This is a genomic window from Actinomyces procaprae, from assembly GCF_004798665.1.
Lineage (GTDB): Bacteria > Actinomycetota > Actinomycetes > Actinomycetales > Actinomycetaceae > Actinomyces > Actinomyces procaprae.
This window is the reverse complement of sequence record NZ_CP039292.1, coordinates 2,395,291-2,412,340: the sequence shown is the minus strand read 5'-3', so window position 1 is coordinate 2,412,340 and position 17,050 is coordinate 2,395,291. Positions and strand designations below refer to the sequence as shown.

The window sequence follows — 17,050 nt, the reverse complement described above, 5'->3', positions numbered from 1 at the left end:
CGCCGGGCGTCGGCGCATGGCGTCGCGGGGCGGTCGCTCCAGCAGTACTGCTCACGGTTCCGGCCTGAGCTTCCGCTGTGCCGTTTTTGGACTCCTACCTCGGAAGGCTCGCTACGCGGCTATCCGCTATTCGTGCGACCTGGTGGAGCGCGTTCGCGGACGGCTGGGAGACTGGCATGACTAACCCTGCATCGCTGCTCTTTGGTCAGAGGCGAAGTGGGCGGCTGCACACTTGAGCCGGTGGACCAAGACGCTGAAGGAGCCCGTGAGCACAGGACCTGCGGCAGCGATGTCCGTCGCCTAGGTGGCGGTCCTCCGCCGCGCCAAGGCAAGGGGTAGCAGGTGCTCGCGCGTGCGGCGGCGTTGCATTGGGGACCGCCTCAGACCGGTGCCCGGCCGACTGTGCGGACGGTCACGGTCGCCGTGCGATGCGTGACCGCGGCCGGGGTACGCCTCGCTTCGGGGCGTGGGGTTGGTGGCGGACAAGTAAGGCATGGTGTTCCGGTGCTGTGCATTGCGCCTCTCATGCTGCGACATACCGGTCTGATGTGGCACGTTTGCGTCGGTGGTTGCCGGCTTGGGGTGGTTGGTGGTGGTCTGCTCGCCGACGTCCATGGCCTGGAAGTCAGCCTCGGACTCAGCCTCAGCCTCGGACTCAGCCTCAGCCTCAGCCTCGAAGTCAGCCTCGGACTCGGGCTCGGGCTCGGGCTCGCGCTCGGGCTCGGGTTCGGACGCCGACGCGGGCTCGAGCTCGGGTTCGGGCTCGGCGATGGTGTCGGTGGCGGTGCCGCTTGCGCTGCTCCTATGTTCTGCACGACCTGGGGCCGTGTTCCACGACCTTGGTGTGTGTTGCACGACCACCCCGGGGTCGTGCAACACACACCAAGGTCGTGCAGAAGCACCGGGGCCGTGCAGAAGCACCGGGGCCGTGCAGAAGCACCGGGGTCGTGCAGAAGCACCGGGGCCGTGCAGAAGCACCGGGGTCGTGCGGTGTCGCCGCCCCCTACACTCCACCGGGCAGAGGCACGCGCTCATCTCCACCGGGCAGAAGCGCGCACTCATGCCGACGCCGCGGCCTAAGGTGCCACGCTCGCGCCGGCAGCCGGCTTATCCGGTCCCCGGGGGTGTAGTGGCTGTTGTCTGGAGCCTCCGGGCACGGATGCTGACAGTGTGCCAAGACACCCCCGGCGCTGCCGCCACATGGGTCAGGCTCATGAGTTCCATACTGGTGTCCCGCATGCCCCGGTCCACTGCCGCCAGGGTGAGGACGGCCCGCTTGGCGGCGGCGCGAGACGCCTCCTGCCACCCGCACGCGTTCGCGGCCCTGGCGCCGCCACCGCCGCAGGCGCACCAGCAAGTGCGTGGGCAGCCACCCCACCGCCACCTGCGCCAGGCGCCTGACCGCCGTCCCCACCGGCGCGCCCTGCGCTCCACCCCGCCAACAGCACGCGTCCTCCTCCAAGGAGGCATGCGGGCGGCACTCCGCCGGAGCCTCTCCAGGGGCGATCCGTGCGCCGCGGCGACTTGCCACAGGCCGTCGATGCCCAGGGATCCAGCAAGACCAGGGGCGGCGAACGCACTACCCGGCCATGTCGAGGTCTTCGTGATCGGTGGTGTTGAAAAGCTCACCAATCACTGGGGGGATCGGCCCCCTACCCGTCACCCCGGCATGCGCACCCCCACCACCTCACCGCACACCCTCAAACCGGAAGAGCTAGGTAACAAGCAGCATGCTAGGGAGCATCAGGCGGGTCGCAAGCCTGCTTAGACGGCATCTGGAGGGGCATGCGGCCGAAGGTGGGCGCGAGGGCGCCGTTCGTGCCAGATCCCTCGACTTCTTCCTGGTCCTAGACGAGCGGCATCTGGTGCACCGAACCGCCGGGACTCAGGTAAGCTTTGCTCATTCGCGACCTTCGTGCTAGTTACGAGTTGGCAAGCATCTGGTCGCGGAACGGCTACCCATTACCCATGCGAGGACTCATGAAGCGCGTCATCACTTACGGCACGTACGACCTGCTGCACTACGGGCATATCGAGTTGTTGCGCCGTGCGAGGGCGCTTGGTGACTACCTGGTGGTGGTGTTGTCCTCGGATGAGTTCAATGCCGGGAAGGGTAAGAAGTCCTACTTCTCCTACGATGAGCGTCGGCGGATGCTTGAGGCGATCCGGTACGTGGATCTGGTGGTGCCGGAGTACACGTGGGAGCAGAAGGTTGATGACGTCAAGCGGTACGACATCGACGTGTTCGTCATGGGGGATGACTGGAGGGGCAAGTTCGACGAGCAGCTCGCGGGCTTGTGTGAGGTCGTCTATCTCCCGCGCACGCCGGAGATCTCGACGACGCAGATCAAGAACGACATGCAGAGACTGTGACAGGGGTGAGTCGCTCCATGGCAACGGAGGGAAGGCAGAGTCAGGCGCTGCAGGTGCGGTGGGCGCGCAGTGTCGGGGAACGAGCGAGTGGCCGCTTCCGGGGGCGCACCGGTAGTCGCTTCGCGCGCTATGCGGCAGCGCAAGCCTATGCGGAGGGCGACCTGGAGCTCGCCAGAAGTATCTACATCGAGCTTCCTGCCTCGGCGCACGATCCTGCCTCCCGGATGCGGATGGGGCTTATCGCTGAGAGGCTCGAGCGGCCGGAGGAGGCGGAGGCCGTCTACTCGAGCATCGTCGAGGATGACCCGACCAACATCGAGGCTCTGCTCGGCCTAGTGCGGCTGATGCGTGAGCGGGGTGCTGGGGACGATGCGAACAGTCTCTTGACTCGTGCGGCCGGCGGGCCCGACCCTCGGGTCTCCGCGCAGCTTCTGACCGCACTGCCCAAGGACACGCCGCTGTGGCGGCGGCTCGAAGTCCTGCGCAGCGGTCTGCCCAGCCACTGGGGAGACTGTGACTGGTTGCGCAAGACGCTCGCCGGCGAGCTGGCCATGGGCAATCGGGAGCGGGCCCGTGAACTGCTTGCGCGAATCTCAGACGTAGGGAGTCTCAAGGCGGCCGAGTTGTTCGATCTCGGCATGATCCAGTACCGATCGGGTGAGAAGGCGGCCGGCGACACTTTCGCCCGCGCCTGCAACATGGCGGGCGGGAAGGCCAAGGAGAAGGGGCCGGCGCAGTTCGCGTACCAGCGCTCCGACTGGCGCCTGGCAGCTGAGCTCGTCCGCGTGTTCCCGGGCGAGAACATGACGGAGACGCAGGTCGAGTACGAGATCGCCTTCTGTAAGGACAAACTGCGCGACTATCGTGAGGCGAGCGAGCACTACGCGCTCTCGGTGCTTAGTGACCCCGAAAGCGGGTACAAGCACTACAAGTTCGGCCTGGCGCGTGAACGAGCGGGCGACTACGTCGCGGCAGAGCTCGCATACTCGCAGGCGTTATCCACCCTGCGTGGCCGCTCTGGGCACTGGTGGAACTACCGGCGCGGGGTCGTGCTGGCGGCCATGGGACGGTACGACGACGCGGTGAAGTCCTATCTGGAGTACACGGGTGTCCCCAAAGAGCCCAAGCTGAACGATGCCTACGCCCACGTGCTGTCCCCGCACGTGCTCAACCGGCACCGTCCGATCGACCTGGTTGAGGCGCGCCTGCTCAACATGCGCGGGCGGTACCTGAGCAAGGTCGACAAGGTGGCACGCATTCGCGCCATACTGCCGCTGGTCCTCAAGGGGGACCGCACCACCCGGGTGCGCCTGGCGGTCGCCGTGAACGAGGCCGGCGAGCCCGCACTGGCATGCGAGATCCTTGAGCATGTTGAGGAGTTCGGCTCAAAGGACGGACTGGACCCGGCCGCCTACGCCAAGACGCCTACCGCGCTGCGCAACGTTCGCTACGCAGAGGCGCTGGAGACACTCCCCGTCAGCCCGAACCTGGTGTTGTGGGAGTCGAACCACGGCGCGTCCATCGGGTGCCACCCCCTGGCCATGTTCCGCTGGATGGTGGACCGCCCGGAGTATGAGCACCTCATCCATGTGTGGGCGATCAACGACGAGAGCGGCATCCCCGCCGACGTGCTTGATCATGACAACGTCGTGTTTGTCCGTCTGCACTCGCAGGAGTACATGCAGTACCTGGCCACCGCCGGCCACGTCGTCAATAACGTGTCCTTTGCCCCCTACTTCGTACGTAGGCCCGGGCAGGAGTACCTGAACACCTGGCACGGAACGCCGTTCAAGACCCTCGGCCGTTCCATGAAGGGCGAGCTGCTGGCCTACGAGAACCTCCAGCGAAACTTCCAGCAGAGCACCGTCGTGATGGCGCCGAACGCTCTGACCGAGTGGGCGCTGATTGAGGACCACGACCTGCTGGACGTGTATCGGGGAGTGTCGGTCATCGCGGGCTCGCCGCGTCTGGACACCTCTATCCTGATGGATGCGGGAGGACGCCAGGCGCTTCGCTCACGGCTCGGGCTGGCACCGGGCGACGAGCGCAAGCTGCTGCTGTACGCCCCCACGTGGCGTGGCGGCGTGAGCGAGCGCGAGCTGGACGCCGATGCCCTGGTAGATGACCTCAAGGCCATGGCCGCCCGAGACGACGTCGTGGTCGTCTACCGTGCCCACCGGCTGTCCGAGAAACTACTCGATGGCGTTGAACTCCCGGTCACCATCGTCCCCAAGGACATCGATACGAACGAGCTGCTCGCGGCGATCGATATCCTGGTGACGGACTACTCCTCGATCTTCTTCGACTTCATGCCCCAGCGGAAGCCGATTGTGCTGTACATGCACGATCTGGATGAGTACCGGGCGGACCGGGGACTGTACCTGGACCCGGATGCGGTCCCGGGCCTGCACTGCCACGACCGGAGCGGACTGTCTGACGCGATCGACCAGGCGGTATCGGGCGCAGGAGCGCCCGTGGACGCGGATCTCCAGCGGTACTGCCCGCTTGAGGACGGCAACGCCTCGGAGCGCATGGTCAGGCTGTTCTTCGACGGCGTTCGCGCCCTGCCCGAGCCCTCAGTGGTTCGTGACTACCGCGTGGACAACGGCGCCGTCGGCCGGAAGACCATCCTCTTCCATGCCTCGATGATTCCCAATGGGATCGCCTCGGCGCTGCTCTCCCTGCTGAACTCGCTGGATCCCGCCGAGTACTCGGTGAGCCTCCTGGTGGAGCCGAAGGTACTGCGCAGCCGCGACGACCGCCGGGAGATGTACATGCGCCTGCCGGAGCACGTGCACGTCATCTGTCGGCAGGGGGTAGCCCCCTGGACCGTGGCGGAGCGCTGGTGCACGAACGAGTTCTCGCGCCACCCCAACGCCGAGACGCCCGCGTTCTGGCGGGAGTACTGGAGCTACTGGGACCGTGAGAGCAGGCGGCTGCTGGGCGACTTCGTGCCCGACGCCGCCGTCGAGTACGACGGATACGCGCACACCTGGCTGTCGCTCATCGCCGCCTGGGGACGGCGCGGCGCGCGAGTCTCCTGCTATCAGCACAACCAGATGGATGACGAGTACCGGGAGAAGCTCCCGGACCTGATGCGCGTCTTCCGGCTCTACGATGCTGCCGCAGCGATCATCTCGGTGAGTCCGAGACTCGCAGCACACAACCAACGGAGCCTGCGCCTGCTCGGAATTGACACCGGTTCCCGGCAGACCGCCGCGCGCAACCTCATCGAGGTGGACAAGCTGCACAGGCTGTCCCAGGAGGCACTGCCCGATGAGGTGGGCGCATTCAAGCGGTCGCATGCACTCACCTTCGTGTCGATCGGGCGAATGTCGCGGGAGAAGAACCAGACGGCGCTGATCGACGCCATCGCAGCCGTTCGCTCGCGCGGCGTCGACGTCGGCCTGGTACTGGTTGGGTCCGGGCTGCTCGAGCCCGACCTCAAGGTGCATGCAAAGCACTGTGGCGTCGATGGGCACGTGCTGTTCACGGGACAGCTGGCCAACCCGTACCCGGTTCTCGCATGCGCTGACTGCTTCATCCTGCCCTCCACGCATGAGGGGCAGCCGGTGACAATCCTTGAAGCGATGGCCCTGGGCGTCCCGGTGATCGCCTCCGATGTGCCTGGGAGCCTGGAACTGATCGGGCTCGGATATGGCCTGACGTGCGGAACCTCCGCGGAGGAGATCGCACACGCCATTCAGGCGGCGGGCGCTGACATGTCCGTGGCGTCCGGAGCATTCGACGCTGAGAAGTACTGCGCCGATGCGACCGCTGCAACTCTGGGCGCGATACTTGCAATTGATCACCCTGCTGGGCGATTAGCAGACAGCCTCTAAGCAGCAGCACAGAAGGAACGGCTATGACCACGTATAAGCTAGTGCGCCCGGTGGGTGCTTCACTGCCAGAAGCCGGTTTGCTCAGGCGCGAGCCGCCGCGTCCGGTCGAGAAGCGTGATCCCACCTACGCCGACAACTACGACGATTCGACGGTGTTCTACGACGCTATCCTCAGCGGCCGCACCATCACTCTGGTCGGACCTCCGCTACTGAATCTGGAGGGGTTCATCACCGGTGGGGACGTGCGTTTCGGTGCGGCTGAAGACCCGGTGCGGTTCAGCACGGTCAAGCATGACCGCAGCCAGGTCTCCACGGTGCGGCTGCGTGACCCCGGCATGGGCAACGCCGAGCTGAAGTTCCGGCTCAGCGACGGCACGAGGCTCGCGCTTACGCCGACGCCGGATATGAACGAGCTGTTCGCCGGTCGTAGAGTGCTGATGGCTCATCAGAAGGACGAGCCCATCGCGTGGATACTCGACTGGATCCGCTACTATCAGCACGAACACGGCGTTGACGCGGTCCTGCTCTACGACAATGCTTCGACCACCAGGACTCCTGAAGAGCTCCTCGGAGCGCTTAGGTCGCTTGAGGGGCTGCAGACGGCCGTCGTCGTGGAGTGGAACTACAAATTCGGTCCCCAAGGCAGTCCCTGGGTCGGTCCGAATGTCGCGTGGGACTCCGACTACGGGCAGATCGGTGCTTTCCAGGACGCCAGGTACCGCTTCTTGCAGTCCGCAGTCGGCGTGATCAACTCCGACATCGACGAACTGGTCATAAAGACCACCGATATGGACGTCTTCGACGCGCTTGCGGAGTCCGAGGACGGCGTCGTCGGCTACGGCGGCAGGTGGATTGAGAACTCGCGCTCGGACACGTCGCGCACGCCGCGTTTCTGGGACTTCTTCAAGATCCTCAAGACCGGTCATCCGTGCCGCCCGAAGTGGACGGCCAGGTACTCGTCCCTGTCCTCCGCTACCTCACCGACGTGCCACTTCATCCGTGGTGCCGATGTGCCGCCCGACGACCGCTTCTATCTGGCGCACTTCCGCGGCCTCAATATGGGCTGGAAGGTGCCCAAGCGGCTGCAGAACGTGGAGGACCGGGGACAGTTCGCGGTTGACTACGGTGTTGTCGGCGCGCTCGCAGAGGTCTTCCCGGACAGTATCCCCTGGACCGAGGTGCGCCGCGCCTTGAAGGAAGTCTCCCGCGCTACGCCCGTTGACGGCGACAGGGTCTTCCGCGAGTGGCTGCAGGAGGCCGTGCGTGCCCGCTGCGGAGTCCCCGGGGACTCCTGGACGCGCTCGTGGTTCTGGCGCTCAAACGTCGGCGTACTAGAGAGGGACGGGGGTCGGCTCGGGCGCATTGCCTTCGACCTGGAGATGGGGGCCAAGGCCATTGGAGTCGCGCTCTCCGTGCGCGACGGGAGCCATGTCGACGACCTGCACGAGGCACTGGCCAGCAGCGGGATCCAGGTCATGGGCCGCTTGTCAGGGGGAATGGGATTCCGGCTACGCGAGTTCGACCGCAAGGAGTCGCGAGAGGAACTCGCCGAGGAAATAGCCGCACTGCTGACGCGGTGCGTCCGAGCGGTTTCAGGACAGTAGGCGCCAGGCGGCTTGGACGGTCGGTCCGGTAACCCGGCCGACCGCCCAAGCCGCCTCCTCCGCGCCGTGCACCCTCAACCGGGGGAAGCGCCTAGGAGGCGTGGCGCGTTTGCCGCTTGTAAAGCTCTGGATCGGAGATCACGGGCTCTCTGGGCGCCCATTTCCGGCGGCAGCGCGCGAGGATCTCATCGGCCTTGGCGAGCTCGTTCTTGGTGATGTTCCATGACCACCAGCGGTAGTCATGGGCGATCTCCGGGCCGGGTCCGTCACCAATGATCTCGCCCTCCATAAGCCAGATCGCCCGCGAGCACATCTCCTCAATCGTCTGCGCGGCATGGCTGACCAGGAAGACCGTGCCGGCGGCTTCACGCAGCTCAGTCATCTTCCGCTCACTGCGCTCCTTGAACGCGGCATCACCCGTGCTGAGCGCCTCGTCGATCAGGAGGATGTCGGGGTTGGCCGCAGCAGCGATCGCGAAGCGCAGACGTGAGGCCATCCCGGAGGAGTAGGTCTTCATCGGGCGGTAGATCGCCTTCCCGATACCCGCCAACTCCACAACCTCGGGCAGCACCTCCTGAGCGCGCTCCTTCGAAAGCCCCATGGCCAGGCACCCGAGCAGCACGTTCCGCTCCCCGGGTAGATCCGGCACCAGGGCGGCGTTGACTCCCAGCAGTACCGGGGTGGACCTGGCCCGGACGGTGCCGGCACGCGGCGTCTCCAGGCCCGCGATGATGCGCAGCAGCGTGGACTTGCCTGAGCCGTTGCGGCCGAGGATCCCGATTGACTCGCCGGCGCGCGCCACCAGCGAGACTCCCTTGAGTGCGTCCACCGTCACCTTCGGTCGCTGGCCCGTTACGCGCAGGAATGCGCGTGTGCCGGGGGAGACGGCGCGCATGGCGCTGGCATCGCTGGAGGGGGACCGGTAGCGGACGTGCACGTCGCGGACCACTACGGTGGGGTCTGTAGCAATCGGGTGCTTGGCATTGTCAGCGCTCGACGGCATAGGACACCTCCTTCTGCCAGAAGAACACGAAGCCGCCAATCAGTAGGCCGCATGCCCAGGCAACAAGCAGTGCCCAGGATCGTGGGTCTGGCGTGGTGCTGTACAGGATGCAGTTGCGGTACATGGTCAGTAGCAGGTATCCGGGGTTGACATCCATGAACGCGAGCACCTTCGGGTGGTTGATGAAGCGCTCGTATGAGAAGAACACGCCGGATCCGTAGAACCAGAACTGAGTGAGGAACGGCCAGATGTTGCGCATGTCCGGCAGCAGGGTGGTGATACGCGCGGCGACGAACGTCAGCCCCAGGGCGAGCATGAACTGCAGCAGAAAGAGGGGGACTATCAGCAGCCAGTGCCACGTGGGCAGGGCGTGCGGGGGCAGGACCATCACCAGGATCAGCACCGACGCCATGGGCGGCAGCGTGTCGATGGCCGAGCGCAGCGTGTAGGAGATCGGGAGCACCGCGCGGGGGAAGGAGAATCCCCGGATCATGTTTCGGCCGTTCCTGATCACCAGTGCCCCGCCGGTGATGGAACGTTGCAGGGGAGGGAAGAGAGTGACGCCGATGATCAGGTAGCCGATGAAGTTCTCAATCCCCCTGGAGGTCTGCAGCACCATGCCGAAGATAATGAAGAACACGAGGGAGTCCAGCATCGGCTTCACGATCAGCCAGGCGTTGCCGAGCAGAGTGCCGCGCTGAGAGCCCAGCGCCTTGGCCCGGGCATCGGCCCAAATGAAGTGCCGCCGCTGCCACAGTTGGGCGATGTACCTGCCCAACGGCGGTCGCAGCCCTACGGGGGACAGGGACTGCAGCTGCCGGTCGGAGACTACGTGGGAACTGCGCATGTAGTAGGTCTCGTAAGCGTGATCAAGCCATGTCATGGGCATCGGCTCCTGAGACTGTGTGCTCACCTCAACTCCTCATACATTGCGCCATAGACCGAGCCGTTCTGGCTCCAAGTGGGTAGGTCGGCAGGGGCAGTGCGGGCACCATTGTGCCCGTGAACGGCAACATTGCCCGAATCCTCAGAACGACTCGCGGAGGCAAGCGCAGTGGCCAGGGCCACTACGTCTTCCGCGGGGAACAGGCTCCCCGTGCCGCGGGCAGCCACTTCCCGCAGGGCCGGCAGGTCGGAGACCAGTACCTGGCGGCCCAGTGCCATTGCGGTGAAGGGCTTGATCGGTGTCACCGAGCGGCACACGGGCGTGTCCCGGCGCGGTACGCAGAACAGGTCCAGCGCCTGGTACCAGGAGATGGCGTCGCGCGGCGGCACCCGCCCCGGTAGTACGCACGTGTCCGGACCCAGCCCCAGCTGCGCCGTCCGGGCCTCCAACCCCGGACGGCTCACCCCGTCGCCCACCAGCAGGCAGCGCACATCCACACCCTGCGCACGGCATCGGGCAACCGCCTCCAGCAGCAGGTCGAAGCCCTCATACTCCACCAGGGAGGAGACACTGCCCACCCAAAAGCCCTCGCGTGGCAGCCCCAGCGCCGCCCGGGCGTCGGCCCCCGCAACAGTCGGCACCGACAGCACGGCGTCATCAACCGCGTTCGGCACGATCCGGATCCTGGCCTCCGGCACTCCGCGAGCGATCAGATCCGCGCGCTGAACCTCCGAGAGGACGACGACGGCGTCGGCCGCCAGCGCCATCTCGGTCTCCTTGTCGTGCAGCAGGCCGAAGCGCTCCGAGGCCAGGGCCTGCTCCTGCTGCTCCACCGGGCGGGAAGCCACCCAGGTCTGCTCCAGGACCCCGCGCATCTCATACACCCACGCCAGCCCGTAGGACTGGGCCACGGCGCGCGTAACCAGCGCGTTCTGGAAGTTCGTGGTCGTGTGCAGCACGTGCGGGCGAAACGCCTCCACCTCATGCGCGAGCAGGCGGGTCGTCTGCACCAGCCGTGCCGCCGGCGTCGGCGCCAGGCTGGGCGGCAGCAGCCGCCGGTAGGTGATCCCATCCACCACGTCCTCGCCGTCCGCACCGACCAGCCCCACCGTTACCGGATACCCGATCCGGGTCACCGCGCGCACCTCGATCCCGGCACTGCGCTGCGCGCCCAGCACCGCATGCGAGCGCACCGCGTATCCGGACTGGGTACCCGGGAAGGAATTGGTTAGCACGTGCAGTACCCGCACCGCACCGTCCTTGTCCGGTCCGGCCCAGGCGGGCGACGGGGACACGGGCGGGAGCATGAAACCCGGGCTCATCGTTGCCAGCTGTGAGCGCAGCCGCGCACGCTGGGCCTGCGCTCCGCGCACGCCTTCGAGCGCCGCCACCGCCTCATGCAGCCGTCCCCGGGACCACAGCTCCCGGGCTAGCACAGTCGGCGGCAGCAGTGCTGCGGCGTCGGGGGAGACCCGGCCGAGCTGGACCGCCAGCTCCAACGCCAGCCTCCGGCCCGCCGCAGTGCGCGGCTCCGCCGTCTCCAGCGCCCGCCTCGCCTGGGCGGGCTGGTCGGCGAGGAAGGCGCCCAGCGCCAGCCGCATCGAGTCGTGGCCCGCACCGGCCCCCACCGCCTGCGCCAGGCGGCCCCGCGTCGCAGGCGGGAGCCGACGGGCCGACTGCACCGCCAGCAGCAGCGGGTCCTCTGCCAGGTGCCGGGCGGTCGTATTCGCCAGCAGGCGCAGATTCCGTAGGCGTTGAGCATCAAGCACCGGCAACCCCTTCCAGGAGCGACTCATAGCGTGACACCAGGGTGGGCCCGTCGGCGTGCGTCCTCAGCCAGCCCATGCCGCCTGTGGGGGACAGGCGGGAGCGGTCGGCGGCCAGCGCCGTCCACAATTCGGCCAGCGCCTCCGGATCCTGCGGGGCGACGACGTCGCCCGCGCCCGCCGCGCGCACAATCGCCGCGGCCTCACCCGCAACCGCACCGCTGACGTGCCGGCCCGTGGCCATTACCTCGTACAGCTTGGACGGGACCGTCAGCGCCATCGCCGGCCAGTCCTGCAAGGACACCAGCACCGTGTCCGCCCACGCATACTGCTCATGCACAGTATCCGCAGGCACCGGGGCGAGGACCTCCACCGGGGCCCCCAGCCGACGCGCCTCCTCACGCACGGCCACGGCCTGTGCGCCGTCACCGACGATCCGGAGCACCACCGGAGCACCCCGCCGGGCGGCCACGGCGGCGGCCCGTACCGCGCCGACCATCCCCTGCGCCCGGCCCACCGTGCCCAGGTACAGCACGTGCAGGGCGCCGTCGTCCCTCGCAACCGGCACCGGCGGCGCCGGCACCGAGGCGGCCGCGGTGTTGCGCACGGTAACCACGCGGTCCAGGCCCCGCTCACGCAGTGCCGCGGCGAAGGAGTCCGTGGTGGTCACCACGGCGTCGGCGTCGCGCTCCAGCCGGGTGATCACCGGCGGAACCGCCCCGCGTACCGCCCTGACCGCCCGACGCCGCACCCCGGGACGGTCCCCGCCGGCCCAGCTCGAGGCGGAGTCCAGGATGTCGGGCCAGGCGTCACGCAGCTCGGCAACCACCGGGCGCCGCAGTGCACGTCCCAGTGCCAGGGCCGCAGGCAGCGTCGGCAGGCCGGGCACCGAGCCGACGACGACGTCGGGGCGGCGTGAACCGGAGAAGCGCCGCAGCCCCAGCCGCAGGGCGTCGGCCGCAGCCACCGCCTGATCCGCGCCCCTGCCCCCCAGGCCGGCGTCGTAGGGGCGGAATGCGGTGCGGTGAATCATCGCGCCCGAGGCATCCCGGTGAACCGCGCCGGGCGCGTGGCGCGGGTCGGCGTCGAGCAGGCGCCCGGCCGGGTAGTGCGGGGCCGGGGTGAGCACGGCCAGCTCATGCCCCCGCTCCACCAGGCCGCGGGCGAGCCAGCTCCAGCGCTTCTGCGGCGCCCCCGTCTCCGGTGCCCAGTAGTGGGTCAGCAGCAGGATCCTCATGGCACTCACCTCACCGGCCGGAGCGTGCGGAACGGGTCGCCGGCGCCGACCGCCAGCGGCAGGTACAGGTATCCGGTCAACACGGCGAGAATCAGCCCCCAGGCGAACGACTGCCGGCTCACTGCCAGACCCGCCCACGCCAGCGCCGAGCAGAGCGCGGCCGTGCCGGCAACCAGTAGGGCAACTGCCCAGTGCGGCCAGCCGAAGGTCACCAGCCGCTGATATACGTGCAGCTTGTGTGGCTCGTACCAGCGCTGCCCGGTGCGCACTCGCATCATCAGGGTGAAGCCGGTGTCGGCAACCAGCACCAGCAAGGGTGCTACCGCGGCGCTGGTCGGCACTCCGGTGGCCAGGCACATCGTCGCGGCGAAGGCCCAGGCGCCACCCAGCGCGTACGAGCCCGAGTCTCCCAGGAACACGCGGGCGCGAGGCGCGTTGAAGGGCAGGAAGCCGGCGGCGGCACCGGACACCGCGATCATTACGAAGCCCAGTCCCGGAACCGGGTGCAGGAGGGAGACCGCCACGAACCACAGGCCGGTCACCACCGCGTGCCCTGACGCCAGCCCGTTCGCGCCGTCCATGAAGTTGGTGGCGTTGACCACGCCGGCCGCGCACACTGCCACCGGCACCGCCACCCACGGGTTCGCCCCCGCCTGCGCCGTGGCCGCAATGCCCAGCAGCAGTCCCACCGCCAGTTGCATGCACAGGCGTGACTGGGTGGACAGCGAGAACAGGTCCTCGAGCAGACCCACGATCGCGAAGGCCAGAATCGTCACCAAGCCCAGCATGATCACGCTGAAGCGGGTGGACAGGTGGGTCAGCCCGACCCGGTGCCAGGCGACCAGGGGCGCCACCCCCATCACCACAACCGCGCCGAGCACTACCGCCAGCCCGCCGCCGCGCGGCGTCGGCGCCGAATGCAGCGAGCGGCCCACCGGGATGTCGACAACCTGGGCGCGGCGCAGCATCGGAATGAGCGCCGGCGTGGCCAGCGCCGCTGCTGCCGCGGCGGCCAGGAAGCCGAGGACGAGGGCAAGTGTCATGCCCCGCTCTCCGCTTCCATCCAGCGGCGTACCAGGGCACCGTGCTGACCCCAACGGGCGCGTTCGCTCAGGTCTGCGATCGCGTCCAGCTTCTCCATCGGGAACGGCGGAACGGAGGTCTGCGAGATCAGCGGGTGATTGGGGCGCACATCCTCCTCGCCCCGGCCGAACAGCTCCTCGGTGAGCTTCTCTCCCGGACGCACGCGCGTGTAGGTGACCTGGGCGTCGGGGTGCCCCATCAGGGTGGCGAAGCGCCGCGCGATCTCCTCAATGTTGTGGGGCTTGCCCATGTCCAGCACCAGGACCTCGCCCGAGCGGCCGAGCACACCCGCTTGCAGAACCAGCTGGCAGGCCTCATCCACACTCATGAAGAAGCGCTCCATGCTCGGGTCCGTGATCGTCAGCGGCAGTCCGCGCTCCAGCTGAGAGGCGAATGTCAGCAGCGCCGAACCGCGCGACCCCAGCACATTCCCGAAGCGGACCGACATGAAGCGGCGCTCGGGTGCCAGGCTGCGGCCGATCGTCGCCGTCAGCCGCTCCGCCACCCGCTTGGAGTAGCCGAGCACGCACTGCGGGTCGGCGGCCTTGTCCGTGGAGATGTTGATGAAGCGCCGCACGTCGTGGCTCGCCGCCGCCATCAGCAGATCGTGGGTGGCGGCCACATTCGTCAGGAACGCCTCCTCCGGGAAGCGCTCCGTCAGGGTCACGTGCTTGAGGGCGGCGGCGTGGAAGACGATGGTCGGCCTGTTCTCGTCGAACAGCGCCGGAATGAACCCCGGGGTGCGCAGGTCGCCGAGAATCAGGTCGGGGGAGTCGAGCATGGCCTGGCCGTCCAGCGACAGCTGCACCGCGTGCAGGGCCGAGTCGTCCCGGTCCACCATGATCAGCCGGTCCGGCTCGTAGCGGGCAATGGCGTGGCACAGCTGGGAGCCGATCGACCCGCCGGCACCCGTCACCAGGACCCGCTCGCCACTGAGGTAGGCGCCGATCGCATCGACGTCGGTGTCGATCTCGCGGCGCCCGAGCAGGTCCGCGATCTGCGGGGGCCGGAACACATTGGTCGAGTGCAGCTGGGAGGCGTCCGGGCGGTATGAGGGCGCCCGGTCGACCAGCTCCGTCACGGAGGGCATGATGCGGATCTCCAGCCCGAGGGACTGCGCCATCTCCACGACCTCGTCGACCTTGTCCGGGCCGGCGGAGGGAACCGCCAGCAGGACCTGGTCCGCGCGGGTCTCGTTGGCCACTTGCCCGAGCGCCTCCCACGGCCCGAGCACGCGCACGCCGCTGATGCGCAGGTGGCGCTTGGACGGGTCGTCGTCCAAGATGCCCACCGGCGTGAAGACACCCTCCTGATCCTGCTGCATCAGGCTTATCGCCTGCACCCCGCCGTAGCCGGCACCGAGCACGATCGTGCGCCGGGTGCGGTGCGCCTGCGGGCGGTGCCGCCACGCCACGAAGCGCTGGAAGAGCCACCGCGCCGCCAGGTGCAGGGTGAGCGCCACCGCTCCGGAGACCGCCGCCGCGTCGAGCGGCAGCAGCGCCCCCTGGGACAGGGCGGACACCGCCACCAGGACCGCCGCAACCAGCACGTCGGTGATCAGGATCTGCGGGATCTCGTCGCTGGTCGCGAACCGGGCTCGGCCACGCAGGAACAGCACCCATGCCAGCAGTTGCAGCACCACCGGGAGCAGGATCATGAAGCCGACGGCGGCGCTGCCCGGCTCCCGGGAGCCGGGGGCGACGTTCAGGGACACGACCAGTGCAATCGCCAGCACCCACATGGCGCAGTCGAGGGCCGGGATCGACCCCTGGGGCAGGTGCAGGCGCGAGCCGCCGATGTCCGTCGTCGGCCAGGACTCACGCAGATCTGGCGGGGCGGCGGCATCGGGCTGGGCGCCGGCATCGGGCTGGGCGCCGGCATCGGGCTGGGCGGCGGCATCGGGCTGGGCGCCGGCCGCGGAGACGGCCTCCGGCTGCGATCCTGACGAGGAGGGGGACGAGTTCAGGGCGTTCACAGTGATACTGACCTCAGGTGATCGGTGGGACGTGATACGACGGGACGGAAGTCTGGTAGGCGCTCGCCAACTCCCAGCAGCGCGGCGATCGCCGCCACCGCGCGCTCGGAGGCATGGCCGTCGCCGTAGGGGTTGGCGGCGTGAGCCATCTGCTGATACAGGTCGGGGGAGTCGAGCAAGGCGGATACCTCCGCCACCAGGCGGTCCTCAGCCGTGCCGACCAGGCGGACGGTGCCGGCGTCCACGCCTTCGGGGCGCTCAGTGTTCTCCCGCATCACCAGCACCGGCTTGCCGAGGCTCGGGGCCTCCTCCTGCACGCCGCCGGAGTCCGTCAGCACGATCTGCGCCGCCCCCATGACGGTCGTGAACTCCCCATAGGACAACGGCTCCGTGAACAGCACGTTGTCCGCCCCCGCCGCATGCTGCTCCAGCGCCTCGCGCACCAGCGGATTGCGGTGCGCCGGCAGCACGATCAGGTGCTCCGGATAGCGGGTGGCCAGGCGGGCCAGCGCGCGCCCGACCTCCACCATGGCCTCGCCCCAGTTCTCACGCCGGTGGGCAGTGACCAGTATGAGCGGGCGGTGCTGGGCGACGGCCTCGCGCAGGCGGGCGTCGACGGGAGGCGTGTTCCGGCTCCGGGCGCGCAGCAGCGCATCGATCACCGTGTTTCCGGTGACCACAACGGTTTCCGGGTCCACGCCCTCGCGCAGCAGGTGCGCCCGCGAGCGCGGCGTCGGTGCCAGGTGCAGCGCGGTCAGCTGCGTGGTGACCCGCCGGTTGGCCTCCTCGGGGAAGGGGGAGGCGAGGTCGCCGGAGCGCAGCCCCGCCTCCAGGTGCACCACCGGCACGCGCCGGTAGAAGGCCGCCAGCGCGGCGGCGGCGACTGTCGTCGTATCACCCTGCACCAGGACCGCGTCCGGGCTGACGTGTTCGAGCACGGGGTCCAGCCGGGCGAAGATCTTCGCGCTGAGCGTGTTCAGGTTCTGCCCGGCCTCGAAGACGTCGATGTCATGGTCCGGGGCGAGCCCGAAGATCTCACTGACCTGCTCCAGCATCTCCCGGTGCTGTCCGGTGGAGACGAGGACTGGATTCAGTCGCGCGTGCTCGCGCAGCCCCCGGATGACCGGCGCCAGTTTGATCGCCTCGGGACGTGTGCCGTAAACGACCATGACGTTCTTCGGCACGGGTACTCCTAGTGGGAACTCTGCTGCCAGAGAGGGGACTCTCTGACAAAGTCGTTTCAAAGGATAGCGTGTGGTCTAACCTCTACCGCACCGTATC

10 protein-coding genes are annotated in these 17,050 nt (G+C 68.2%); 3 read left to right on the top strand and 7 right to left on the bottom strand.

Annotation, left to right across the window (positions count from 1 at the left end; genetic code table 11):
- Positions 1–1,980 precede the first annotated feature (1,980 nt).
- Genes tagD through E4J16_RS09855 form a run of 3 tightly spaced genes read left to right on the top strand, consistent with a single transcriptional unit; the run spans position 1,981 to position 7,819 of the window.
- Positions 1,981–2,373 carry a glycerol-3-phosphate cytidylyltransferase gene (gene tagD, locus E4J16_RS09865; protein ID WP_136194528.1) on the top strand — a complete coding sequence of 131 codons (393 nt, stop codon included), beginning with the start codon at positions 1,981–1,983 and terminating at the stop codon, positions 2,371–2,373.
- Between the two features lie 17 nt (positions 2,374–2,390).
- Positions 2,391–6,215, top strand: a complete 3,825-nt coding sequence (locus E4J16_RS09860; protein ID WP_136313891.1) for a CDP-glycerol glycerophosphotransferase family protein — start codon at positions 2,391–2,393, stop codon at positions 6,213–6,215.
- A gap of 23 nt (positions 6,216–6,238) precedes the next feature.
- Positions 6,239–7,819: a glycosyltransferase family protein gene (locus E4J16_RS09855; protein WP_136194522.1), complete on the top strand. Its 1,581-nt coding sequence runs from the start codon at positions 6,239–6,241 to the stop codon at positions 7,817–7,819.
- Between the two features lie 91 nt (positions 7,820–7,910).
- On the opposite strand, the gene E4J16_RS09850 is transcribed toward E4J16_RS09855, so the two are convergent.
- From E4J16_RS09850 to wecB, 7 genes are read right to left on the bottom strand one after another with little or no spacing between them, the layout of a single operon-like run.
- Positions 7,911–8,822 (bottom strand): ABC transporter ATP-binding protein, encoded by a 912-nt coding sequence (locus E4J16_RS09850; RefSeq protein WP_136313890.1) that lies wholly within the window; start codon positions 8,820–8,822, stop codon positions 7,911–7,913.
- Complete coding sequence (locus tag E4J16_RS09845; RefSeq protein ID WP_240038101.1) at positions 8,806–9,705, bottom strand: ABC transporter permease; 900 nt, start codon at positions 9,703–9,705, stop codon at positions 8,806–8,808. Before E4J16_RS09845 ends, E4J16_RS09850 begins: the two co-directional genes overlap by 17 nt.
- Before the next feature lie 26 nt (positions 9,706–9,731).
- Positions 9,732–11,477, bottom strand: a complete 1,746-nt coding sequence (locus E4J16_RS09840) for a glycosyltransferase family 4 protein (RefSeq protein ID WP_240038100.1) — start codon at positions 11,475–11,477, stop codon at positions 9,732–9,734.
- A complete protein-coding gene (locus E4J16_RS09835; protein ID WP_136313888.1) occupies positions 11,470–12,711 on the bottom strand; it encodes a glycosyltransferase family 4 protein in 1,242 nt (413 codons plus the stop codon). Before E4J16_RS09835 ends, E4J16_RS09840 begins: the two co-directional genes overlap by 8 nt.
- A gap of 5 nt (positions 12,712–12,716) precedes the next feature.
- A complete protein-coding gene (locus E4J16_RS09830; RefSeq protein WP_136313887.1) occupies positions 12,717–13,754 on the bottom strand; it encodes an MraY family glycosyltransferase in 1,038 nt (345 codons plus the stop codon).
- A complete protein-coding gene (locus E4J16_RS09825) occupies positions 13,751–15,769 on the bottom strand; it encodes a polysaccharide biosynthesis protein (RefSeq protein WP_240038099.1) in 2,019 nt (672 codons plus the stop codon). The genes E4J16_RS09830 and E4J16_RS09825 overlap by 4 nt, the downstream gene beginning before the upstream one ends.
- Positions 15,766–16,938, bottom strand: a complete 1,173-nt coding sequence (gene wecB, locus E4J16_RS09820; protein WP_136314655.1) for a non-hydrolyzing UDP-N-acetylglucosamine 2-epimerase — start codon at positions 16,936–16,938, stop codon at positions 15,766–15,768. The genes E4J16_RS09825 and wecB overlap by 4 nt, the downstream gene beginning before the upstream one ends.
- Positions 16,939–17,050: the final 112 nt, after the last annotated feature.